Origin of the sequence: Streptomyces sp. NPDC101225, assembly GCF_044767585.1 — a bacterium.
In the GTDB taxonomy this organism is placed as follows: domain Bacteria; phylum Actinomycetota; class Actinomycetes; order Streptomycetales; family Streptomycetaceae; genus Streptomyces.
The window spans coordinates 22,345-43,569 of the sequence record NZ_JBIWOE010000027.1; the positions used below are offsets into that span (position 1 = coordinate 22,345).

Annotated in this window: 24 protein-coding genes; 6 read left to right on the top strand and 18 right to left on the bottom strand. The window is 67.9% G+C overall.

Translation table 11 applies throughout. The features are described 5' to 3' along the window. Window positions 1-2: 2 nt before the first annotated feature. The 11 genes from ACIRPX_RS30635 to ACIRPX_RS30685 all read right to left on the bottom strand — a co-directional run bounded on the left by ACIRPX_RS30635 (window position 3) and on the right by ACIRPX_RS30685 (window position 7,226). Window positions 3-1,250, bottom strand: a complete 1,248-nt coding sequence (locus ACIRPX_RS30635; protein WP_404201258.1) for a tyrosine-type recombinase/integrase — start codon at window positions 1,248-1,250, stop codon at window positions 3-5. Continuing rightward, a complete protein-coding gene (locus ACIRPX_RS30640) occupies window positions 1,250-1,459 on the bottom strand; it encodes a helix-turn-helix transcriptional regulator (protein ID WP_404201450.1) in 210 nt (69 codons plus the stop codon). Before ACIRPX_RS30640 ends, ACIRPX_RS30635 begins: the two co-directional genes overlap by 1 nt. A 16-nt stretch (window positions 1,460-1,475) precedes the next feature. After that, window positions 1,476-2,783: a replication initiator gene (locus ACIRPX_RS30645; protein WP_404201452.1), complete on the bottom strand. Its 1,308-nt coding sequence runs from the start codon at window positions 2,781-2,783 to the stop codon at window positions 1,476-1,478. Window positions 2,784-2,921: 138 nt separating this feature from the next. Next, on the bottom strand, window positions 2,922-3,170 hold the full coding sequence (locus tag ACIRPX_RS30650) for a SpdD protein (RefSeq protein ID WP_404201260.1): 249 nt from the start codon (window positions 3,168-3,170) through the stop codon (window positions 2,922-2,924). 28 nt (window positions 3,171-3,198) lie between these two features. Next, the gene (locus ACIRPX_RS30655; RefSeq protein ID WP_404201262.1) at window positions 3,199-3,393 is read right to left on the bottom strand and encodes a hypothetical protein; all 195 of its coding nucleotides are present in this window, start codon (window positions 3,391-3,393) and stop codon (window positions 3,199-3,201) included. A gap of 16 nt (window positions 3,394-3,409) precedes the next feature. Beyond that, window positions 3,410-3,601 (bottom strand): mobile element transfer protein, encoded by a 192-nt coding sequence (locus tag ACIRPX_RS30660; protein ID WP_404201264.1) that lies wholly within the window; start codon window positions 3,599-3,601, stop codon window positions 3,410-3,412. A gap of 2 nt (window positions 3,602-3,603) precedes the next feature. Next, window positions 3,604-3,789, bottom strand: a complete 186-nt coding sequence (locus ACIRPX_RS30665) for a hypothetical protein (RefSeq protein ID WP_404201266.1) — start codon at window positions 3,787-3,789, stop codon at window positions 3,604-3,606. 12 nt (window positions 3,790-3,801) lie between these two features. Beyond that, window positions 3,802-4,443, bottom strand: coding sequence for a DUF2637 domain-containing protein (locus tag ACIRPX_RS30670; RefSeq protein ID WP_404201268.1), 642 nt, complete (start codon window positions 4,441-4,443; stop codon window positions 3,802-3,804). An 82-nt stretch (window positions 4,444-4,525) separates the two neighbouring features. Further along, entirely contained in the window at window positions 4,526-5,902 is a 1,377-nt protein-coding gene (locus tag ACIRPX_RS30675; protein WP_404201270.1) for an FtsK/SpoIIIE domain-containing protein, read from the bottom strand. Next, window positions 5,902-6,270: a hypothetical protein gene (locus ACIRPX_RS30680; protein WP_404201272.1), complete on the bottom strand. Its 369-nt coding sequence runs from the start codon at window positions 6,268-6,270 to the stop codon at window positions 5,902-5,904. Before ACIRPX_RS30680 ends, ACIRPX_RS30675 begins: the two co-directional genes overlap by 1 nt. Before the next feature lie 167 nt (window positions 6,271-6,437). Beyond that, window positions 6,438-7,226 (bottom strand): GntR family transcriptional regulator, encoded by a 789-nt coding sequence (locus ACIRPX_RS30685; RefSeq protein ID WP_404201274.1) that lies wholly within the window; start codon window positions 7,224-7,226, stop codon window positions 6,438-6,440. Between the two features lie 107 nt (window positions 7,227-7,333). Between ACIRPX_RS30685 and ACIRPX_RS30690 the strand changes: the two genes are divergently transcribed. The 3 genes from ACIRPX_RS30690 to ACIRPX_RS30700 are packed head-to-tail and all read left to right on the top strand — an operon-like array spanning window position 7,334 to window position 8,602. After that, complete coding sequence (locus tag ACIRPX_RS30690; RefSeq protein ID WP_404201454.1) at window positions 7,334-7,741, top strand: NUDIX hydrolase; 408 nt, start codon at window positions 7,334-7,336, stop codon at window positions 7,739-7,741. A 46-nt stretch (window positions 7,742-7,787) separates the two neighbouring features. Further along, window positions 7,788-8,222, top strand: coding sequence for an ATP-binding protein (locus ACIRPX_RS30695; protein ID WP_404201276.1), 435 nt, complete (start codon window positions 7,788-7,790; stop codon window positions 8,220-8,222). After that, entirely contained in the window at window positions 8,216-8,602 is a 387-nt protein-coding gene (locus ACIRPX_RS30700) for a hypothetical protein (RefSeq protein ID WP_404201278.1), read from the top strand. The genes ACIRPX_RS30695 and ACIRPX_RS30700 overlap by 7 nt, the downstream gene beginning before the upstream one ends. Window positions 8,603-8,999: 397 nt before the next feature. Here the strand turns inward: ACIRPX_RS30700 and ACIRPX_RS30705 are convergent, their stop codons facing one another. Beyond that, the gene (locus tag ACIRPX_RS30705; protein WP_404201280.1) at window positions 9,000-9,935 is read right to left on the bottom strand and encodes a hypothetical protein; all 936 of its coding nucleotides are present in this window, start codon (window positions 9,933-9,935) and stop codon (window positions 9,000-9,002) included. A gap of 29 nt (window positions 9,936-9,964) precedes the next feature. Next, window positions 9,965-11,437, bottom strand: a complete 1,473-nt coding sequence (locus tag ACIRPX_RS30710; protein WP_404201282.1) for an AAA family ATPase — start codon at window positions 11,435-11,437, stop codon at window positions 9,965-9,967. Window positions 11,438-11,685: 248 nt separating this feature from the next. Between ACIRPX_RS30710 and ACIRPX_RS30715 the strand changes: the two genes are divergently transcribed. Continuing rightward, on the top strand, window positions 11,686-13,032 hold the full coding sequence (locus tag ACIRPX_RS30715; protein ID WP_404201284.1) for an IS701 family transposase: 1,347 nt from the start codon (window positions 11,686-11,688) through the stop codon (window positions 13,030-13,032). Window positions 13,033-15,128: 2,096 nt separating this feature from the next. Here the strand turns inward: ACIRPX_RS30715 and ACIRPX_RS30720 are convergent. The 4 genes from ACIRPX_RS30720 to phoU all read right to left on the bottom strand — a co-directional run bounded on the left by ACIRPX_RS30720 (window position 15,129) and on the right by phoU (window position 18,115). Continuing rightward, the gene (locus ACIRPX_RS30720; RefSeq protein ID WP_404201286.1) at window positions 15,129-15,761 is read right to left on the bottom strand and encodes a GNAT family N-acetyltransferase; all 633 of its coding nucleotides are present in this window, start codon (window positions 15,759-15,761) and stop codon (window positions 15,129-15,131) included. Beyond that, window positions 15,758-16,924: a ThiF family adenylyltransferase gene (locus ACIRPX_RS30725; protein ID WP_404201288.1), complete on the bottom strand. Its 1,167-nt coding sequence runs from the start codon at window positions 16,922-16,924 to the stop codon at window positions 15,758-15,760. The genes ACIRPX_RS30720 and ACIRPX_RS30725 overlap by 4 nt, the downstream gene beginning before the upstream one ends. A gap of 230 nt (window positions 16,925-17,154) precedes the next feature. Further along, on the bottom strand, window positions 17,155-17,307 hold the full coding sequence (locus ACIRPX_RS30730) for a hypothetical protein (protein ID WP_384251370.1): 153 nt from the start codon (window positions 17,305-17,307) through the stop codon (window positions 17,155-17,157). 106 nt (window positions 17,308-17,413) lie between these two features. Continuing rightward, window positions 17,414-18,115 carry a phosphate signaling complex protein PhoU gene (gene phoU / locus ACIRPX_RS30735; RefSeq protein ID WP_404201291.1) on the bottom strand — a complete coding sequence of 234 codons (702 nt, stop codon included), beginning with the start codon at window positions 18,113-18,115 and terminating at the stop codon, window positions 17,414-17,416. A gap of 235 nt (window positions 18,116-18,350) precedes the next feature. Here phoU and ACIRPX_RS30740 point away from each other — a divergent pair, with 235 nt between their 5' ends. Further along, a complete protein-coding gene (locus ACIRPX_RS30740) occupies window positions 18,351-19,616 on the top strand; it encodes a sensor histidine kinase (RefSeq protein ID WP_404201293.1) in 1,266 nt (421 codons plus the stop codon). Beyond that, window positions 19,613-20,293, top strand: a complete 681-nt coding sequence (locus ACIRPX_RS30745; RefSeq protein ID WP_015659563.1) for a response regulator transcription factor — start codon at window positions 19,613-19,615, stop codon at window positions 20,291-20,293. The genes ACIRPX_RS30740 and ACIRPX_RS30745 overlap by 4 nt, the downstream gene beginning before the upstream one ends. Before the next feature lie 129 nt (window positions 20,294-20,422). Here the strand turns inward: ACIRPX_RS30745 and ACIRPX_RS30750 are convergent, their stop codons facing one another. Next, a complete protein-coding gene (locus tag ACIRPX_RS30750; protein WP_404201295.1) occupies window positions 20,423-21,094 on the bottom strand; it encodes a DUF461 domain-containing protein in 672 nt (223 codons plus the stop codon). Window positions 21,095-21,225: the final 131 nt, after the last annotated feature.

Genomic DNA, 21,225 nt, shown 5'->3' on the forward strand with positions numbered 1-21,225 from the left:
CGTCAGGTGTTCGTCGAGGGGTCCGACCGGGCCGTATCGAAGACGGCGGCGACCGCCTTGCGGGTGCGCTCCTGGCTGGACGGCATGAGGTGCGCGTAGACGCGGAGGGTCAAGCCGGGGTCCGAGTGCCCGAGGTACTCGGCGAGGGCCTTGATGTTCTCGCCCGCGTCCAGGAGCACCGAGGCGTAGAAGTGGCGGAGGGCGTGCATGCCGTTCTCGCGTGACTCGGCGTACGAGCCGCCCGGCTTCCGCTCGGGGATCGCGCCAGCCGAGGCGAGGGCCCGCTTCCACACCTCCTCGTTGAGCGACGTACGCCAGACGTGACCACCCCGCGGTCCGGTGAAGATCAGCCGCTTGGTCACCGGAGGCCCGTCCGCCACCTTCCACGGCAAGGTGATCTCGACCGGCGGGAATCGCTTCATGTGGGTGCGAAGGGCGTCAGCGACTGGACCGGGGAGCGGTACGTCCCGGAGCTTGCCACCCTTCGGCGGGGCGAAGACCGGCTTGCTACGGCTCAGCTTGAGCTGCTGGACCACGTGCAGGGTGTCCGACCCGAAGTCGATCGCGTCGACGGCCACGCCCAGGATCTCGCCCTGGCGAAGGCCGCAGCCGCCGCCCAGGTCGACCATGGCTTGGTAGCGGTCGGGCATGCCGGCCCGGACGGCGAAGACCCGTTCCGGCGTCCAGGGCACGATGCGCTTGTTATCCACAGTCGGTGGACGGACCGAGCGGGCGGCGCACGGGTTCCGGGGAAGGTGCCCGTCGTCCACGGCCGCGCTGAGGGCGGCGCGCACGTTGGAGTAGATCGTCCGGGCGTACGACCCACGGACGCCGTTCTCCTGAAGCTGCCGCACCCAGTCGCGGATGTGAGCGGGCTGGAAGGAGCCGAGAGGGCGCGACCCCAGGCAGGGGTAGGCGTGCAACCGGAGCTGTGACTCCATCGAGGCTTGAGTGTTCGGGTCCGGCGCGTGGGTCACCCACTTCTCGGCGTACTGCTGGAAGGTGATCCGGGCCGCGCGGGGGTCGATGTACTGCCCCCGCGTCATGTCCGCCTCTGTCTGCGAGAGCCACTGTTCGGCGAGCCGCTTCTGACGGTCGGGGAAGCTCTTGGACTTCTCGGTACCGTCCGGGCCGATGTAGCGGGCGCGGTAGCGCATGCCCGTGCCATAGCGGTCGGTCTTGACCTTGCGAGTCTTGCCGTCCGGACCCTTCTCTTCCTTGTACCAGCGGTCTTGGATGTGTCCGGCCATCAGGCAGCAGCCCCCTTGAGCTGGGACTCCACCCAGGCGCGTACGTCGTCCGGGTCGAACCGGAGGTGCCGGCCAACCCGGAAACCACGCGGACCGGTGCGCTTGCGGCGCCACTGGTAGACCGTCTCGACGCTGGGCAGCTCGAACATGTCCACCAGGTCATCAGGAGTGAGGAACCGCGTAGGCAGGGCGCGCAGTTCCGCCTCCATCCCTCTGCTGCGTCGGTCAGCCACGGGTGGGTTCTCCTTCCGTTCCGGGTGCGGGTTCGAGGGATGCGGCAAGCCAGGCTTCGGCGGAGGACAGGCCGGTTCCGGCGAAGACCCAGTGGGCGATGACGTATGTCGTCTCGGGCTCGCGGCTGTTGGCCGTGGTTGCCGCCGTCTGTGCGCGGCGCCATTCGGCGCGGGCGTCGCGGAGGGCGCCGAGGGTGGTGGAGTAGCGGCGGGACTTGGTGGAGAAGTGGCCGCGGAAGCCGAGCATGTGGGCCCAGGCGCGTAGGCGGAGGTGTTCGAGGCTCTTGCGGGCGCCCAACGTCCAGGCGGTTCGGACGAGGCGGCGGGCGTGCTCGCTGATGTCGAGCTGGGCGAGTTCGGCGGCGAACTTCAGGGGGCGGTCGAGAGCTCCCGTGGCGGTTTCGGCGCCCTTGGTGGCGTACTTGGCGATGTAGGCGGCGACCGCGCGCTCGGTGAGTTCCTGACCGTCGTTGAAGTCGGCGGATCGGATGGGGCGGACGTCGAGTTGACGGCCGAAGGTGAAGGTGTGGGTGCGGTCGTCGATGGCCGGGCCGGCCACCCGGACTTTGGCGGTGGCGGTGCGGATGGCGTCCGTGAGCAGTTCGGCGGTGGCCCAGGCCGGGGGCGGGGTGTCGCCGCCGGTCGGGCCGTCGATGCGGATGACCGCGTGGAAGTGGACCGCGCCGCGCTTCTGGTACTCGGCGACCTTGGCGAAGGAGACGCGGGCGTGTTCGCGGAACCGGCGCTGTGACAGGCCCGCCCGCTTGGCGACCTCGCGGCGCAGAGAGATGGAGAAGCGCCGCCAGAGCGCTCCCGCGTGGGCGTTCCAGAGCACGGCCGCTTCGTAGTCGTAGGTGTCCGGGTTGAGCGGGGTGCCGAGGGCGTCGTCGTCCTGGTCGTGGGTGGTGCCGCAGCGGCAGTTGCGTCCGCTGGATGGGCGGTTGTGGACCGGGCCGAAGCTCGGGGCGGTGAAGGTGGCGAACACGCGGGGGTGGGTGGCGACGTGTTCCGGGGTGCCCTTGCCACCGCGTAGGCCCGAGGTGATCAGGTGGAAGGTGTCGCGGCGGTAGACCTCGGCGCAGGCCGCACAGCGGGTCGTGCGGCGGTTGTTGCAGCGGACGAGCAGTTGGCCGGCCGGGAGGCTGGTGGAGTCGAGGTGGTGGAGGACGGCGCCGATCTCGCCGGTGGTCGTGTCGACGCCGTACTCGGTGCGGTGGCCGTCCAGGCGGATCGGGTGGGTGCAGCCGCCGAGGCCGGAGAGCTGGCGGAGAATACCCGGGAGCGTGCCCTGGGCGGCCAGGTTCGCGACTTCCGGGAGAGGGGCCGGAGTGGAGCGGGTGAAGATGGCGTTCTCCTTCTGACTGGCTCGGTCGGTAGGAACGGCCCCGGGGCGGCGATGCCTGGTCATGCGACGCCGCCCCGGCGGCCGGAAGCGCGGTCAGCGCCGGTGGTGGTCGCGGAGCAGGGAGCGCAGGACGACGGCGGCGACGGCTACCGAGATGGCCGTGACGGCGACGGCGGCCAGGAGCGCGGTGAGGACGACTCCGCCGAGGACCAGCGCGGCCACGGTGTTGCGGTCGAGGGCCGACGGAAGCGAGCGCTGTACGGGCGTCGGGTCGGTCGAGGTCGGTGTGTGGGTGTGCGCGGGCGGCGGGGTCGGGCTGTCGGGGTACTTGGGCAGGAACACGGCGGCGAACCCTTCCTCATCTACTCGTCTAGTCGTGTGAGCCGTTTATGACGCCCACGCCGGAGCGCGTGCCGGACTCGATGGCCGGGGCCATGAAGGTGTGGGAGAGCCAGAAGCCGAAGAGGGCGATCAGGACGACGACCCAGGTACGGACGCCGAGGAACTTGACCGCTCCCCAGGCGAAGAAGCCGAGGACGAAGACGAGCGGGAGGCTGACGGTCACGGGGCGGCGGATCCTTTCAGCGGACGGGGCAGCGGTGGGTGCGGGCGGCCAGTTCGGCGGCGGCGCGGCTGTCGTAGTCGGCGGAGAAGCCGCAGCGCGGGGCGGTGCAGGCGGCGGTGTGCTTCTCCCGGCCTCGGCCGTCGTAGGAGGTGCCGACCTGGACGGGGCCGATGCGGGTGACGCTGCGGAAGCGGCGGTTGGCGGCCATGGTCAGTCCTCCTGCCGCAGGCTCGGGCCGGGGAACTCGCGCAGGATGCGCGCGGCCTGGTCGGGGTCAGGGGTGCGGTCGGCGGCCTCTTCGGCGAGGAGCCGGGCCAGGGCCGGGCGGCCGGTGGTGACCATCTGTCGGGCCGCTTCGACGTAGTCGGCGGCGGTGTTGAAGCAGAAGAGCGGCATGGTTCCTCCTGTTCAGGCGAGCTGTGCGGCGATGGCTTCGGCCATGGGAGCCGGGACGCCGAGGCGGGCGCGCAGGGTTGGGGTGTCGATCGGTGTGCCGGTGCGTGTGTGGTGTTCGGCGGCGACCTTGCGGGCGTGTTCGACCAGGGCGGCCGGGACTGGGACGGTCGGACGTTCGGGCGGGGCTTCGATGGCCGGTTGGGCGGGTGGCTCATGGGCGGACTCGGGTGCGTCCTGCCGGTCCTCGACGGCCTCGACGGCTGGTTCGGTGCCGTCGCCTTGCTCCAGGGCCGGGGCGGAGTGGGCGAGGAGGGTGCCGCCGAGGAAGGCGATGGCGGGCCAGCCCGCGACGAGGATGCGCAGCCAGGCCGGCACCTGGTGCATGTCGAGCAGTCCGGCGGTGGCGACGTTGGCGCCGAGGGACGCGGTGAGGGCGATGACGAACCAGCACCAGGAGGACGCCTTGCGGCCCCCGGTGCGCAGTCGGCGCCAGGCGGCGACGAGCAGCAGGTCGACCGAGACGGGGTAGGCCCACGCTTTCCACCCGTCCTGTCCGGCCGCCGACGCGATGTCGTGCAGGTGGGCGAAGGACAGCGCTGCGGCAATGAGCGCCTGGACGAGCACCGCGTCGACACGGGCCAGCAGGGCGCGCATGATGCGGCTCCTTCCGGGTTCAGCCATGGCAGGGGTAGGGACGTGGCGCGAGGCGGTCACGCCGACCGGGGTGAGGGGTGGATCAGTCGGTGACCCGGCGCGGCTTCACGAGCGGGACCGGCGCCTCGATCGGCCCTACGGGCACCTCGGGCCGGAACGGCTTGAGTGCGGCCAGTTCGGGGACCAGGTCTGCGGAGACGCGGCAGATCCCGGCGGCGTCGCCGAGGGAGAGGTACGGGGTGCGGATGCGGGACCAGCCGCCGGAGGTGTCACCGGCGACGGCGAGACCGGGCCGTTCGGGGGCGATGCCGCAGGCAGCCGTGACGGCTTCCGGGGCGATGTCGCCGAGCGCCATCTTGGCGGAGGCTTCGTCGTTGACGCGGTGGCAGACGCGCCCGGTGAGCTGGGCCCGGAGCATGGTGGCGCCCTTGCCGAGTTCGGCGCCGAAGCGCTGGCCGCAGACCTCCAGGTAGATGCCGGCGGCGCGGCCGAGCTGGGCGAGCCGGATGAGCTGGGTGACCATCTCATCCCGCCGTTCCTCGTCCTTCTTCGTGGCGACGAGGAAGAGTTCGGCGACCTCGTCGACGAACAGCACGATCGGCGTGGGGCGTTCGCGCTCGGGCAGACCCCAGATGTCGGAGGTGATCTCCTCGTCGGGAGTGCTCGGGGCGATGCCCTGCCGGGCCTTGATCAGGTCGTATCGGTCCTCCATTTCCTGCACCAGTGCGGGCAGCAGTTCGGCCGCCTGCTCCGGGTCGGTGGCGAGGGCGGAGAGCCGGGCCGCGAACGGCGCCAGCTCCACGCCCCGCTTGCAGTCGATGCCGACCAGGGCGACCGGCTGCCGGGCCAGTCCGGTGATCAGGTGCCGCAGGTACATGGATTTGCCGGACAGCGTGGCGCCGAGGGTGAGTTGGTGCGGGATGGTGCGGTAGTCCCGTACGAAGGGCGTGGCGTCCTCGCGCAGCGCGACCGGGATGCGCAGGTACCCGCCGCCGACCTTGCGGGGCATCCGTACGCGCCGCAGGACGTCGAAGCCGACGAGCCGCAGCTCGACGACACCCGGCTTGACGGTGGAGACGTACACGGCGTGCACGCCCCACGCGTGCCGCAGGCGTTCGGCCGAGGCGGCGACGTCGGCGGGCTCCTGCCCCGGTGCGAGCCGGAGACGAATCCGCAGCCCGGTCGAGGTGGGCCGGATCAGGCCCCGGCGCGGCGGAACGGGCCGCACTTCCCGCTGAGTGGTGGCCTTGACCGCGAGGACCCGCAGCCGGGACGGCGCCACGGTCAGCCCGCAGGCTTCCATGACCGAGCCGTAGGAGCCGAGGAGCCGGGCCGTCGATATGGGCAGGCCGACGGTGGACCAGTACACGCCCGGGTGCTGGGCCCGGGTGTAGGCGGCCCCGCCGCCGAGCGCGGCGACAGGCCCACCCACCTCCAGGAGCGTCGTCACATCCGACATCAGGCGGCGGCCTCGGTGCCGGTTCCGGCGGCGGCCGGGAAGGCGGCCGGGGTGACAGCGGCGGCGCGGAAGGCGATCCCGTGCCGCTTCTGCCCGTTGAACACGCTCTCCCACGGCCGGGCGACCAGCCCCGGCAGCGAGACCGGCGAACCCAGCGCCAGCCCCTCGGACACCCCGCTCTCCGGGATGGTGACCTTGAACAGCGACGACTCGCCGTCCTCGATGTGGACGACGCCGATCGTCATGAGCGCTTCCCCGCTCACGGCGTCCTTGGCGATCTCGCCCGTCTGCCGGTCGCGGACCTTCTTCTCGGGAGCCTCGGTCAGCAGGATCGTCGCGGCCGAGGTCTCAACACGGATGGTACGCAAGGAACTTCCCCTATCTACTCGTCTATACATGTAGCGTCCTGCGAACCCGACACCGGGAACGCGTGGACCACTATGCATCACAACTTGCCCACTCGTCTATACGAGTATGCGTGTTGGGGTGTACGAGTCCGGAAATCGCCCCCGCGCACCACCGCAAACCATGACGATCAGGTCGCAGGAAGCTGGTACGACAGCACGTATGCGTCAGCCGCCATCACCGTGTCGCAGACCTCCACGGCCCGCCCCTCGCCATCGAAGGCGGTCCGGACGAGGTGGATGACCGGCACGCCGGAGGCCAGCCGCAGGGTCTTCACCTCAGCAGGCGAAGGCATCCGGGCACGGATCTCCTCCTCGAAGTGGTCGAGGCGGTGGCCCAGTTCCTCGAGGCGGGCATAGATACCGCCGGGCCCGGGGTTGGGCTCGGCGATCTGCGTACCGCGCGCGATATCGAGCGGCAGGAACGACGTGGCGAACTCGACCGGCCGCCCGTCCAGCAGATACCGCCGCCGACGAGCCAGCACCCGGCGCACGGAACCGAGCCGGGCGGAGACGTCCGGACTGGCCTTCTCCTCCTTGACCTCCAGCGAGTCGACCTGCGGGTGACTGCCGGCGGCGTCGGCCTCGACGATGAAGGCGGACTTGCCCTGCTCCCTGTGCCGTCGCGCGAACCGGTCGGAGGCGAGGCGCCGCACGGGCGGGCGGGGCCGTACGTAGACGCCCTTGCCGTGCTCGGCGTGCACGAGCCCTTCCCCCTGAAGGATGGAGAAGGAGTTTCGCACCGTCATCCGGGATACCCCGTAATGATCGACAAGGTCGGCTTCCGAGGGCAGCTTGTCACCCTCGTGGAATCGCCCGCGGTCGATGGCCTCGCGTAGCTGGTCGGCGATCTGCCGGAAGACCGCACGATCGCTCGTGGGGTCCAGGTCGCCGAGGAGGCCGGAAGGAAGAGGGCTCACGTGTACTCCTTTAGGTATCTAGACGTGTGGGCGAGTCTTGTTGCTACGGTGGAGAGCCTAGCCAGCCGAGAGGGCCGAGGAACGTGAGCACCGACCGTCCGCACTCCGTGAGCGTCGCCGGAGTGATCGTCGACGCCCAGGGCCGGGCCCTCCTGATCCAGCGCCGCGACAATGGCAAGTGGGAACCCCCGGGCGGCGTCCTCGAACGCGAGGAGACCATCCCCGAGGCCCTCCAACGCGAAGTCCTCGAAGAGACCGGCATCAAGATCGCACTTCCCGCGACCCTGACCGGCGTCTACAAGAACATGACGGGCCTGATCGTCTCGCTCGTCTTCCGCTGCGAGGCCGCAGACGGCGTGCCCACCACCGGCGACGAGACCCGCGCCCTGCGCTGGGCCACCCGTGAAGAAGTCTCCGACCTTGCCGACGAGGCATACGCGATCCGCGTCCTGGACGCACTTGACGCGACGACCCCGCCGGCCATCCGCGCCCACGACGGCGTGAAACTCGTCTAGCCCGAACCCGCTACACATGGCGGCCTACCAGCACGAAGGAACTTGTATGCACGAGTATACGAGTACAGCCCGGGTCTGGGGCCTGTCTTGCCCAGGATTTCCGGAAGAGGTCAGCCGGGCCCGCCGCTGGACCCGCGACATCCTGCGCGGCTCACCCCTGGCCGAGGACGCCGAACTGATCGTGAGCGAGCTCAGCGCGAACGCCATCCTGCACACGGCCAGCGGGCACGAACGCGGCAGCTTCCATCTGGCCGTCGCGGTATCGCCGCAGGTGATCGCCCTGTCAGTCACGGACGAGGGAGGCACCGGCACAGCCCCGAAGATCGAGCTCCAGGACCAGGACCAGGAGGCCGAGCACGGCCGGGGCCTGGGCATGGTCAGCGTCATCGCTCACCGGGTCGTCGTCCACGACAGCGACAACGGCCACACGGTCACCGCGGAGCTCTACGCGGACCAGCACCCAGGAGGCCACCCGTGCTGACCGACAAGCCACGGCGGGGCTATTGGTGCGAGTGCTGGACCGAAGACCTCACCGCCGACGAGACGCGGCCGGCACTCCGAGCATCCTTCGACGCCTACAGCGCCGCCCAGGCAGACCGATGGATCGCGGTAGCACTCCGCACCCTCTCACCGGCCCTCGACGCCGACGCCTCCCAGGACGCATGGACCTGGCTGTATGACGGCCGCGTAGCAACGAGAAAGGCCCTCATACGCGCCGAGCCCTGCGAGGTCTCAGTCACCCAGACCAACACCCGCATCACCTGGACGATCCGACCCGCACTCTTCCTGCCACTCGCACACCGCCAAGACGGCGAACTCCCAGCCTGCGCACACGCCTTCAAGCCCCACACGGCCGACTGAGTTACAACTTTCTCTACTGGTTCAAGGCGGCTCGCTCCGCTCCCCGCGCGCGGCCCGGCCCCCGGCCGGGCCTGCGCTCCTGCCTCCGTCCCGCTCCAGCCCGGCCGGCGCCCGTGCCGCGCCGAAAGCATGCGGCCACCTGATGCCAGAGAAGGGGTACGTCGTGGCTGGGGCGGTCGGCTCCACGGCTTTACGGAGCCACTTTGGCGCGAGCCTCGAAGATCATGGCCCCAACGTCGTGCTTTACCGGGCAGGTCCACAGACTGCCCGACGCGCCGGAAGCTTACGGGGCCATGATCACTCGCGCCAAAGCAGCGCCACCCCAAAGCCGCTCCTCCGACCGCGAGGTTTACCCGCTCAGTAGCCATGGAATCTCGGCTTTTAAGGTCAGGGGGGCTCAGCTATCCCGCGTATTGTTTTCAATCCACGCTTCAATGGCCCGAAACATGGGCTCGTTAGTCAAACTAGGCGTATCGACACAGGACATCAGGACCACTTCCAGAACATCAGAGTTCTGAAGCGGGCGTCTGGCATCAGAGTTAAAGACACTCGGGCACTCGGACTTTAGGAATCTGACGATTACCAAGCTCACATCATGCCCGTTAACAAAATTGCGAAACTCCGAATCAACTAACCCTTGATATTCAATGTACTTTGCATAGAGCTTCTCCGGGGTCTGCTCGTTACGTTCACGCACGGGCACACCATTCAAAGCCAAACGGAAAACTTCACCCACCTTGACCTCAGACTGGTCATCCAAGTCCCACTTGGCGAGGGTCTTATTAGGGATGGTTGCTCCAGTCCCGCTGTCTCTAAGGCAGAGACGGATCAGGAAGAGAGCGATCAAGGCTGGCTTCACCGCCGATATAAGACTGGAAGCACTAATATAGTCAGGTGCACCAAGGGAGACTCGGAGCAACTTTGTGAGAGTCACCTCATTGAGGGCGTAGGCTTCCATGGAAGAATAGTCGGTGTAAAAAAGGCCATGAACGTCCTCTTTGACATCTGCCTTTAGACTTGCAAAATCCTTATCGGCCACCAGCGCTACAGATGAATGCCCGGGGATCCTCGTGGACAGTTGTTGCGCGAGCCACAGGATTCTACCCCTCTCGCCCACCATAAGTCCTGCCGCCATTAGCTCACCATCAGGAATATGGACGCGATCAGACACGGCGTAGATGTTGCATAGTGCGGTTCCAGCCCCGTTTAGCAGATGGGCCTTGAGGAAGTTCCTGTCGGATCTCCCTTCTACAAAAAGGTCTCGAACCTCTGGTTCCAACTCGTATAGAGTTACGAGTTCATCCAACGTTCGTCGAGCTTCCCCGTCCTGCATGCCTTCCCCTCCGCTTGTCTCAAGAATAGCTACTTTTCTAGCTTCTTAGGGGCAACTCTCGCCAGGGAATCTCGATGGCCGGTAATTACTTCAATCGAATGCGTGGCTACAATAAACTGGACGGGAGTTCCTTCCGTCAAAGCCAAAAGGGCGCCCATGAGCTGCCTCTGCCACTTAACGTTTAGACTCAATTCAGGTTCGTCGATGAGGAAAAGGCGAGTGCTCTGACGAGCTAGAACAGTGTTCAGCAACAGCAGAAGAATCTGACGCTCGCCGGACGAGAGATTGTCAAGCTGCAGCAGTTCGCCGTCCTCGGAAAGGACCCTAATGCCTGACGGTGCCCTATACCTCACTCGCTTCCCGCTACTTTCAAAGAAGCGATCTACTTCCCGAGTTAGAGTGGCCAAGAGTCGAGCAACGTGACTCAGAGCATCCAAACGAGCCACTTGAGCTTCAAGGAACGGCTGGAGTACGTCTTCGGCAACGTCAAGCCGACTATCCGGAGTACGGTTAAGGACCTCCAAAAAGGACTCTTCCCTGATGGTTGGCATCAGGCCGTATTTACTGTATTCAGCGGTCTTCTTTGCGATATCCCTTAGATTGCCACCAAGCCTCCGCCTGGTTTCCCTATCGGCCTCCTTCGGGGTAGCTTGAGAAATCTTTTCCAGGATGCCAAGGTAGACGTTATTAGACCCCCTTGAACCGGAAACGTTTCCATCGATGATCATTTTCTGGATCATGTCGTAAGCACGCTGAACTGCGATCGCGAGTTCCGCTGTGACTCCGCTTGCAGGAGACGAACCAGCCCCCTCGTCCGCTTCGACTACAACCCGTCGACTGCGATGCCTGTTATTCTTGCGCTCAATGTCGTCGCCATAAATGCGGCGGTCATCAGCGAGCATGTACGGGCCAGTCCCAAGATTTTCCAGATACTTCACAAAAGTATCTGGTTGCCTCTCGAATGCTCTAAGACTCTTTTGGATCTCAAACTGAAAGTCCGCTGCGAGATCTTCCCAAATCACGCCAACATGGCTTCTCGGATCTCGACTCTCAACTTCAAACAGAGGCTGCTGGTGAATGTCTTGCTGGCTGGACTCTCGTCGAGGGCCAACTGCAGTTATCGTGCCATCAGGTAGAGCGCTGTAGAACTGCTCTACGATTTTCTTCTCATTCTTCGTAACGGTTGCCGTAAAGTCGCCGACTAGCCCACCCGTTTTGACGAAGGTAATAACGTCTCCGCGACACAGGAAGATTGTGAACCGTTCAAAGGGCGTTCTGGCAATTTGATTACGATGCCCCTCTTTATCGGAAGGGGAGAGAGCATGCCACAACAACTTGAGCGCTGTCGTTTTCCCGCTTCCATTGTTCCCATATAGCAGCGATAGACGCCGCCCCTTCGAGCGTTCTACGCCCTCTCCGACCAAGTCAACGTGAAGGTATCTGTTCCCAAAGAGCCCGTGAATTTCAAACGCCGATACGAGCGCACTTTCCTCGGCTGTCATGACAATCCTTACGCAGTGAGGCGGAGCTTCCTGAGCAGTCGACGATTGCGGCTTCAGACTATCCTCCCGACTCGTCACAGGATGAGCTTTCTGCGTACCTTCCTGTGCGCACCACCCAACCGACGGTCTTGGCACCTCTGCTTGGCCAGGCCTCAGACACGGCAGCTGTAGTTCCGGCGTCTGCGCTGGTCGGCGGCTTGGGAGGTCGGGTGCGGGCACAGGTACGGCCACCTTGATCATGAACGTTTGTGACGACGTTTCAAGACCAGGTGGCCGTGGAGGCCACGATAGCCCAGGCTGCCTGGGACCGGATGTTCCGGGCGGCGATGGATGCGATCGCGGGCTGCTTCGCCCGGCGTGAGACACGTGCGACGGCAACGGAGATGATCACCGGGCTGCTGACGGAGGTGGACACGCGGAACTGCTGGACGCTGGCTGAGGTGCTGGGGCATCCAGGCCCGCACCGGCTGCAGCACCTGCTGTCACGGGCGAGGTTCGACCATGATCGGGCCCGGGAGGAGATTGCCCGCCTGGTCGTGCGTGAACTGGCAGGTCAGGACGTGGTACTGGTCGCGGACGAGACCGGGGACGCGAAGTCCTCGACCGACTGCGTCGGCGCCGGCCGCCAGTACTCCGGCGCGATCAAAGGCGTCGGGCTGTGTCAGGTCGCCGTGCACCTGGCCGTGGTCACCGAGTCGGTGCGGGTGGTGATCGACCGGGCCCTGTACCTCCCCAGGGACTGGGCTGCGGACGAGGAACGCCGCGAAGCAGCCGGCGTCCCGGAAGGGATCATGTTCGCGACGAAGCTGCAGCAGACCGCCACCATGGTCAAAAACGCGCTCGAGCTGGGTGTCCGGGCACGCTGGTTCGCCGGTGACGATGTGTACTCGGGCCGTGAACTCCGCAGGAGCATGCGGGAGTTCGGGCTCGGCTACGCGGTCGGCGTGTCCCAGTCATACACGGTCACGGACGGAGCGGGCCGCAGGTGGAAGGCCCACCAGATGATCAACAAGGTGCTGCCGCACCAGTGGATGCGCATGCAGACCGGACACGGAACGAAGGGCACCCGCGAGTACGACTGGGCCTGGCTCGATGTCCGTGCGGACGACACCCCCAACGGACACGGAGATGACGGCACCAGCGTCCTGGTCGCGCGCCGGCACCGATACACCGGCGAGATCTCCTTCTTCCTCTGCTGGTCGGCCGAAGACGTCACCCTCGCCCGACTGGTGGAAGTGATCTGCCGACGGTGGCGGATCGAGGAGACTTTCCAACTCGGCAAGACCTTCACCGGCCTGGACGAAGGACAGGTGACCTGCTGGAACTCCTGGATGCGCTGGTCGCTGTTCTCCCTTGTCGCATCCGCCGTCCTCGCCTTGACCGCCGCTGCCACGACCACCACCGGCCCTGCCGGACCGGCCCATCTCGTCCCGCTGACCTGCCCCGAACTCGTCCGACTCCTTCGGGCGTTCGTCCTCACACCACCCGTCCGGGACGCGGAGCACATCCTGCATTGGATGGCCTGGCGCCGCCACCATCAAGCCATCGCACGAGCCTGCCACCAGCACCGACACGCTCTTCAGGACCAGCCATGACCAGAACTACAGCTGCCGTGTCAGAGGGGGTGTCGCGTCAGCATGCGTCCGGTTGGGTCCGTGACCACGCTGCCGGAGGTTGGGGACGAAGCGCCCGTGCCAGATCCATGCCAGATCGTGCGGGGAACCACGGGGAATGGCGGGGATCAACTTGCTGGCCAAGCAGTGTCTGAAGCCGCTCAGCCGCAGGTCAGCCAGGCAACCGACAGTAACCAACCCAAGCTTCCCAAGCTGAGGGCGCTCGTCGCTATGGCAACGTCCAACGGCTAAGCCGGGTTTAGGGCTCAGGTAGAGAGCCAAAATGAGAGGCATGGGTAGCTGGGGGGAGCTAGCGGGCCAGACACTCACTGCGCTCATCGGGACCTTGGCCGGCGGAGGCATCGCGGTGTACGTGGCACGCTGGCAAACCGCAAGGACAATCGAGTCCCAACTTGAGCTCGCCGCTTCTCAGGAAGCTGCCACTAGCGCGCTGGCCCTTCGGCAATGGACGCAGCAGCGCGCCACCGAGGCTGCGCAACGGCTCTTGGAGCGCCTCGCGGAACTCTATGCATGGCTACCATCGCTGCCAGACCTTGCACGGGACGAGCCGCAGTTGAACCCGCAAGCTCGGGAGCGTTGCGCAGTGGCCCTCGGCTCAGTCCGGCAGGGTATGCAAACCGACCTTCTCTCCATTGGAGATGACCGTGTCCGCGCCCGGTACAGGGCGCTAGTGGGGTTGTGCTTCGACGTCGGGTACCGAGGCATCGGCCAGAGCCATCGCGAGCGCCACATTCGCGACGCACGCGGGTACCTGCGCTATGTCCAGTCCACACTTGAATCCGTGATCGACGGGAGCCCTTTGCCTGATGACTGCGAGGCACCAGTGCTTGAGCGCAGTGACAGCGCTCCCTGGCTACCGCCAGCGCTGCCCTGGCACTGGCAAGACCCAGCCGACGGCAGTTGAAGCCTCGCCCCCTTGGTTACTTCGGCGACGCGTCACCAAGTCCGTGACCAAGGCGTCGGCAACACCTGTCCGTCTCAGTTTCCGTCTCATTCAGCCCCGTTCACGGCCGTTCAGGCTAGACCGGGAGCCGCCGCTGCGCCGACGGCCAACCGTCCATGAACCCAGGTGAACGCCCCCGAACGACGCCCACTACCCCACCACCACAGTTGGAAAGCGTGTGGGTCGACGGCAAACGGGATGGGAGCTGGGGGTGAGGGGTGGGTTGAGGTAGAGGATGCTGCCATGGCAGATGAACCGAGACGCCCTCTCAACGAGCTTCGCCAAGGCGAGAGAGTCCAAGCAACGATCACTAGTCACCAGCCATGGGGCCTCACGGCAAGGCTCGACGAGTACGACCCGGTGGGCGCCTCATTGGACACGATTCGCCGCAGAAGCGAGCCGGGAGTGAAGCGACTCGTGCAGGAGCTGCCGCCAGTGGGGGCAACCGTCGACCTGGTCATAGGCGAGGTGCGCGACTGGCACAGGAAGCCGTGGATATGGGTCGACCTCACGGCACCCAAGCCCGAGGAATGACGGTCCTTCGCACCACAACCGCACCAGAACGAGCGGGGAACAGCGGGGAACCACGGTGAAAGAGCTGAGCCCACCGAGGCCCGCGCTCGACCGTTCCCCCAGGTCAGTCCCAGAACCGCCCTCAAATGCCCGCAGCTTCCCAAGCTGATGACTCAGCTCAGCACCGTCATAGCGGTCCGGCCGTCGTGGCTCGCTCTGGTCGACGGCATTGGCAGCGTGGCTGAAGCCGGTGGGGGTGCAGCGAGGCACACGCGTGCGTGGTTGGTTGGCGCGCCCGCCGTCGTGGCTGACTGTCGTCGGCTGAGGTTCAGGCGGGGCGCATCGAGGGTGCGGCCGTCAGTTGAGTGCGGCAGCGCTGGGCCGCCCCTGGGCCGTCCGAGGACGCTCAACAGTGGCCAATGATGACCACCGAGGACCACCAAGCGCACGAGCCCACCCCTCCCGACCAGCAAAAACCCAGCTCCCCAAGATCCCCGACAACACCCAGGGCAAGAAGAAGTAGCCCCCCAACGCCCACGACCAAGCCCCCTCCCGCTGGGTTCTCCGACGGCGGTGGGGGGGCTTGGTGTTGGGGGTCGGTTCAGCCGATGGGTGACGGTGAGGGGCTGCGGTCGGCCGGAGGGTGCGGCTGTCCGGTGAGGATGGTCTGCTCGGCCCGGGTGGTGGAGCGGCGCCATTCCGGGGCCCGTGCGGCGTACGTGGTGACGTCGTGCCAGCGTCCCTGGGTGTGGAACAGTTCGCGCAGCGTCGCCTCGGGGTGCAGGCCGGCGGCGAGCATGACCTCGTGCATGCGGGTGTGGTCGGCCCGGTGGCCGGCCCAGATGCGGTGCAGGCCCAGTCGGCCGAAGCCGTAGGCCATCAGCAGGCGTCCGGCCTCGTGGCCGTGGCCGCGCACGGGTGCGTCGGGCAGCAGGACCAGCCCGGTCAGCATGGCGTTGCGGCCGTAGTCCTCGACCAGCAGCCCCATGGTGCCGACCATGGCATCGTCGCCCGGTGCGCAGATGGCGAGGGTGTGCCGGCGCCGGGGGTGGGTGTACGGCTGGGCGAGGCACTGCGCGAAGGCGTCCTGCGCCCGGCGGGCGTCCATGCGGTCGATGCCGAGATAGCGGGTCAGGACGCGGTGCGTGTGGATGCGTTCGAAGGGCGCGAGGTCGGTGGCGCGCAGCTCACGCAACCACAGGTGCTCACCGTGCAGTTCGGGGATGTGGGTCATGACGCGCTTCCGACGGGTGCGGTCTGCTCGGCGGCGATGAGGGCTTCGAGGTCCACGTAGTAGCGGCCCGAGGGCACCGGGGCGCCCAGCAGGATGCGCCGGGCGGTGTCGGTGACCAGGGCTCCGCCGAGCATGACGCCGCTGGCCAGCTGCGGCCAGCTCGACAGGGTGTCGCCGATCCGGCCGACGGCGTCGGCCATGGCGGGGCTGAGGCGGCTCCCGTCCATGATCTGCAGCAGGAGTCCGAGCGCACCGGCCCGGTCCAGCCCGCGAACGGCGTCCGCGGTGAGATGGCCGGCACGGCCGTGGAAGAGGGGCCGGCCGGGCTCCTCGTCGAAGCGTTCCACGTCCAGCAGACCGCGGTCGTTCGCGTCCATCAGAACCGGGATCCGCCGGGCACGGGCGTACTCCCGGGCACGGACCTTCGCCCACAGGGTGTCGCACTCCTCGACGAGCAGGTCGAGCCCGGAACCGGGGGCGGTGCCGAAGAAGTCGTCGACGGTCTCCTCCGTCACGCCCCGCGGGTGGATCTCGATGTCGAGGTACGGGTCGAGCTCGTACATCTGGCGTGCGCACAGGACCGTCTTCTCCACGCCGAGGTCGTGGACACCGGCGCGCAGCCGGTTGAGGTTGGACAGGCCCAGCCGGTCGAAGTCCGCGAGGCGGAACGATCCGCCTACGCCTTCCATCGCGCAGGTGAGCGCCGCACTGTTGCCCACGGACAGACCCAGGACGCCGATCCTGCGGCCGAGCAGCGCCTGCTGTTGCGCGCGTGTGATCTTGTCCCGGTTGCGGTCGGTGCGCACCAGCCGGAACTCCTCGGCCGGCAGCACGTGCACCAGCCGCCCCGACCACGGATACCAGACCCAGGTGCCGTAGCGCCGACGGGGAACTCCGGCGCACGCGTCGCCGACGGCGGCGGCCAGGGCGGGCCCCTGCGGCGGCTGTCCCGGCCGCAGACAGCGGACCAGTTCCTCCAGTTGCTCGTCGATGCGGTCATGGACCTCCCGCACCGCACCCGACTCCCGCAGCTCCGTCAGCGCCGCCTCGCCGTCCTTGTCCGCGGGGTCGAACAGGACGGGCCTGAAGGCGTTCCGCGCGCCGGGGACCGCTTCTGGGCAGGACCGTGCGGGCTGTTCCGCAGTGGTATCCGAATGCTTCACGAGCCGGAAGCTAGCAGCCGAACGATCTTGGAAAGCCCTTGTCACACGGGGGTGCGCAGTCGAATTCATGCGCGACCGCTCACTACCCGTGCGCCCCGTTCATCTCACTACCTGCGCGCCCCCGTTCCGCCCACCGTCCGCGGGCCCCGGGACGCGAGCAGGGCCCCGGGACGCGAGCAGGGCCCCGGTGCGTACCGGGGCCCTGCTCGGCGTACGGAGTCGTCGGGCGGTCAACCGCACTGACAGGGATTGCCCGACTGGCACCCGCAGCCGCAGCCCGAGCCGCAGCCGCACGCGCCGAAGAGCGGGAGGCTCTTGATCTCGGCGGGCTGTTCCGTCTCGCGCTCCTGCGTCGGGTCGGGCGGGGTGGGGGCTTCGGCCATGCGTCCTCCTGGAGACCTAGAGGCTGATGCCTCTGCCCATTGCATGCCCGCTGCACCGGGCGCATCAACGGCGCACTGTGGCGCCCGCACGCCCTGACCCCTGGGTTTACGCCCCCTCGGCCCCCGCCACCGACTGGATCTCCGGCTGGATGTCGCCCTGGAGGTCGTCCGCGTGCTCACCCGTCACCAGGAACACCACGCGCTTGGCGACGGCCACCGCGTGGTCGGCGTACCGCTCGTAGTAGCGGCCGAGGAGGGTGACGTCCACCGCCGTCTCGATGCCGTGCTTCCAGCGGTCGTCCAGCAGGTGCTGGAAGAGGGTGCGGTGCAGCAGGTCCATCTCGTCGTCGTCCTGCTCCAGCTGCATCGCCAGGTCGACGTCCTTGGTGACGATCACCTCGGCCGCCTTCGCCATCAGGCGCTGCGCGAGCTGGCCCATCTCCAGGATGGTGGCGTGCAGGTCGTGCGGGATCGCGCGCTCCGGGAAGCGGAGGCGGGCGAGCTTCGCGACGTGCTGGGCCAGGTCGCCGGAGCGCTCCAGGTCGGCGGACATACGCAGCGAGGTGACGACGATGCGCAGGTCGGTGGCGACCGGCTGCTGGCGGGCGAGCAGGGCTATCGCACGCGCCTCCAGGTCGTGCTGGAGCTCGTCGACCTTCTTGTCGCCCTCGATGACGCTCTCGGCGAGCTTGAGGTCGGAGTCGAGGATGGCGGTCGTGGCGCGCCCGATCGCCGACCCGACGAGCCGGGCCATGTCCACCAGACCGTCGCCGATCGAGTCAAGTTCCTCGTGGTACGCGTCCCGCATCAGGGATCCCTCTCTTACGTGTTCTTCGGGGCTGCCGGGGCAGGGGCGGGGGCCCTTGTCCGTCGTCCGACCGGCGCTTGGCAACCCCACGCTCCCACGTTCCGGCTCGTACGCGTCGTTTTCCGCCATCCCAAATGAACCAATACTGGCTCCAAGGTGAACTCTGGGCGACGAGTGTTCGAGGTCGCACCCGGACGGCTGTGGGGATGTCCGACGTCATGCCTAACCTGGAGCCATGGACGTGAACGCGGCGGTCGCCGCAGCGGCGGCGATCGCCGGGGTGCTCACCGGCGTGATCGCCATGCTGGCGTTCCGCTGGAGCGAGCGGGAGCAGAAGCGCCCCACGCGTACCTCCCTGCACACCGACCCGGTGCTGCCGCCGGGTGTGGACACCGTCCTGTCCGTGCTCCGGTCGTCGGCCGTCGTCCTCGACGAGTCCGACGCCGTCGTCAAGGCAAGCTCCGCGGCGTACGCCCTGGGGCTGGTCCGGGGCGGCCGGCTCTCGGTCGAACCGATGCTGCAGATGGCCCGCGACACCCGGCGGGACGGGGAGATACGCCAGGTCGAGCTGGACCTGCCGCGGCGGGGGACCGGGCGGGGCGAGGCCCTCGCCGTCTCCGCGCGCGTCGCCCCGCTCGGCTCCCGGCTGGTGCTCCTGCTCGTCGAGGACCTCACCGAGGCCCGCCGCATCGAGGCGGTACGGCGCGACTTCGTCGCGAACGTGAGCCATGAGCTGAAGACACCCGTCGGAGCCCTCTCCCTTCTGTCCGAGGCCGTCATGGACGCCTCCGACGACCCGGAGGCGGTCGAGCGCTTCGCCGGTCGTATGCAGATCGAGGCCACCCGGCTGACCAACCTGGTGCAGGAGCTGATCGACCTCTCCCGGGTGCAGAACGACGACCCGCTGGAGGACGCCGAGCCCGTCCGCGTCGACGAGCTGGTCGCCGAGGCGATCGACCGCTGCCGCCACCAGGCCGGCGCCAAGCAGATCACCATGGCCGCCGGCGGCACGGCCGACCTGCACGTCTGGGGCAACCGCGGCCAGCTGGCCGCCGCCCTCGGCAACCTGGTCGAGAACGCCGTGAACTACAGCCCGGCCCGCACCCGTGTGGGCATAGCCGCCCGCCGGCTGACCGCGCCCGGCGGGGAGCACATCGAGGTGGCCGTGACCGACCAGGGCATCGGCATCTCGGAGAAGGACAAGGAGCGCATCTTCGAGCGCTTCTACCGCGTCGACCCCGCTCGCTCCCGTGCCACCGGCGGTACGGGCCTGGGGCTGGCGATCGTCAAGCACGTGGCCGCCTCGCACGGCGGGGAGGTCACGGTGTGGAGCTCGGAGGGTCAGGGCTCCACCTTCACCCTGAGGCTGCCGGAGGCGGGGGTTGCCCGCGACCGCGCGCACCAACATCCCGACCCGGACGATCTCGACGACGAGGCCGGCCGCACCACCCCCCAGTCATCCCCGTACGAACCGCTTCCCGCCCCGGAGGTCCTTCCGTGACCCGAGTGCTTGTCGTCGAGGACGAGGAGTCCTTCTCCGACGCCCTGTCGTACATGCTCCGCAAGGAGGGCTTCGAGGTCGCCGTGGCGACCACGGGCCCCGACGGACTCGACGAGTTCGAGCGCAACGGCGCCGACCTCGTCCTCCTCGACCTGATGCTGCCGGGCCTGCCCGGCACGGAGGTGTGCCGCCAGCTGCGCGGCCGCTCCAACGTCCCCGTGATCATGGTGACCGCCAAGGACAGCGAGATCGACAAGGTCGTCGGCCTGGAGATAGGAGCCGATGACTATGTCACCAAGCCGTTCTCCTCGCGCGAGCTGGTCGCCCGCATCCGGGCCGTCCTGCGCCGCCGCGGCGAGCCCGAGGAGGTCACCCCGGCCGCCCTGGAGGCCGGCCCGGTCCGCATGGACGTGGACCGCCATGTGGTCACGGTCTCCGGCTCCAAGGTCGACCTGCCCCTCAAGGAGTTCGACCTGCTCGAGATGCTGCTGCGCAACGCCGGCCGCGTCCTGACCCGTATGCAGCTCATCGACCGGGTCTGGGGGGCCGACTACGTGGGCGACACCAAGACCCTCGACGTCCACGTCAAGCGCCTGCGCGCCAAGATCGAGCCGGACCCGGGCGCCCCGCGCTATCTGGTCACCGTCCGTGGCCTCGGCTACAAGTTCGAGCCGTAGACCGTCCCGGGCGCACCGCACGGCCCGCGCGGACAGCGACGAAGGGCGGGACCTCTCCGGGAGGTCCCGCCCTTCTCGGCTACGGCGCCTGCCGCGCCGCCCGCGGCGACACGGCCGCGGGCGATGTGCTCACTGCCCGGAGGCCGTCGCGCTCGCGGAGGCCGCGTCCGTCGGGGTGGCCGAGGAGTTCGGGGTGTTCGCGGCGGACCCGGCCGTCCCGGTCGGGGTGGGGGAGCCCGAGGCGGTCTTGCCCGGCTTGGCGGTGGAGGTGGCGGGAGCCGCCGGGATCTCGCTCGGGCCCCACTTCTCGAAGTAGCTCTTGGCCGGCACCACGAAGGCCTGCAGGCTCACGTCGCCGGTCTTGCTGAACGTGAAGGTGACCTTGCGGACACTGCCGTCCTGGACCGCCTCGCGCCCGTTGGGCAGGACGGCGCTGGCGTTGCCCTTGCCGCCGACCACCACGGAGCCGTGGGCCGGGACGACGAGCTTGCCGCCGCCCTGGGCCGGCTTGACCTGGGCGGTCGCGTTGACGTTCGGCAGGGCGATCGAGTCCACGGTCTGCGGGGTGTCGCCGTTGTTGAACAGGGTCGCCGAGACCACGGCCGGGCCGGTCGCGTTGATGTCGGGCTGGGTGACGATCAGCGCGTTCTGCACCTTGATGTCACCGACCTTCACGGCCGCGTTGTCCGGCTTGACCTCCAGGGTCTGCGCGTCACTGCCGGCACCGCACGCGGCGAGCGAGGCGATCGAGAACGCGATGGCGGCGGCGGCGAGAGCGCCGCGTCGAAGGCTGCTGCTCACGGCGGCGGCAACTCCTTGACTCGAGCGTGGCGACCGGTTCGGCCGCCCCAAGTGTCTGTCAGTGGCCCTTAGGCTACCGAGCCGTTCCCGGCTCACCGCACCCGACCCTCCCTCGGGGTGCCGTGATCGCT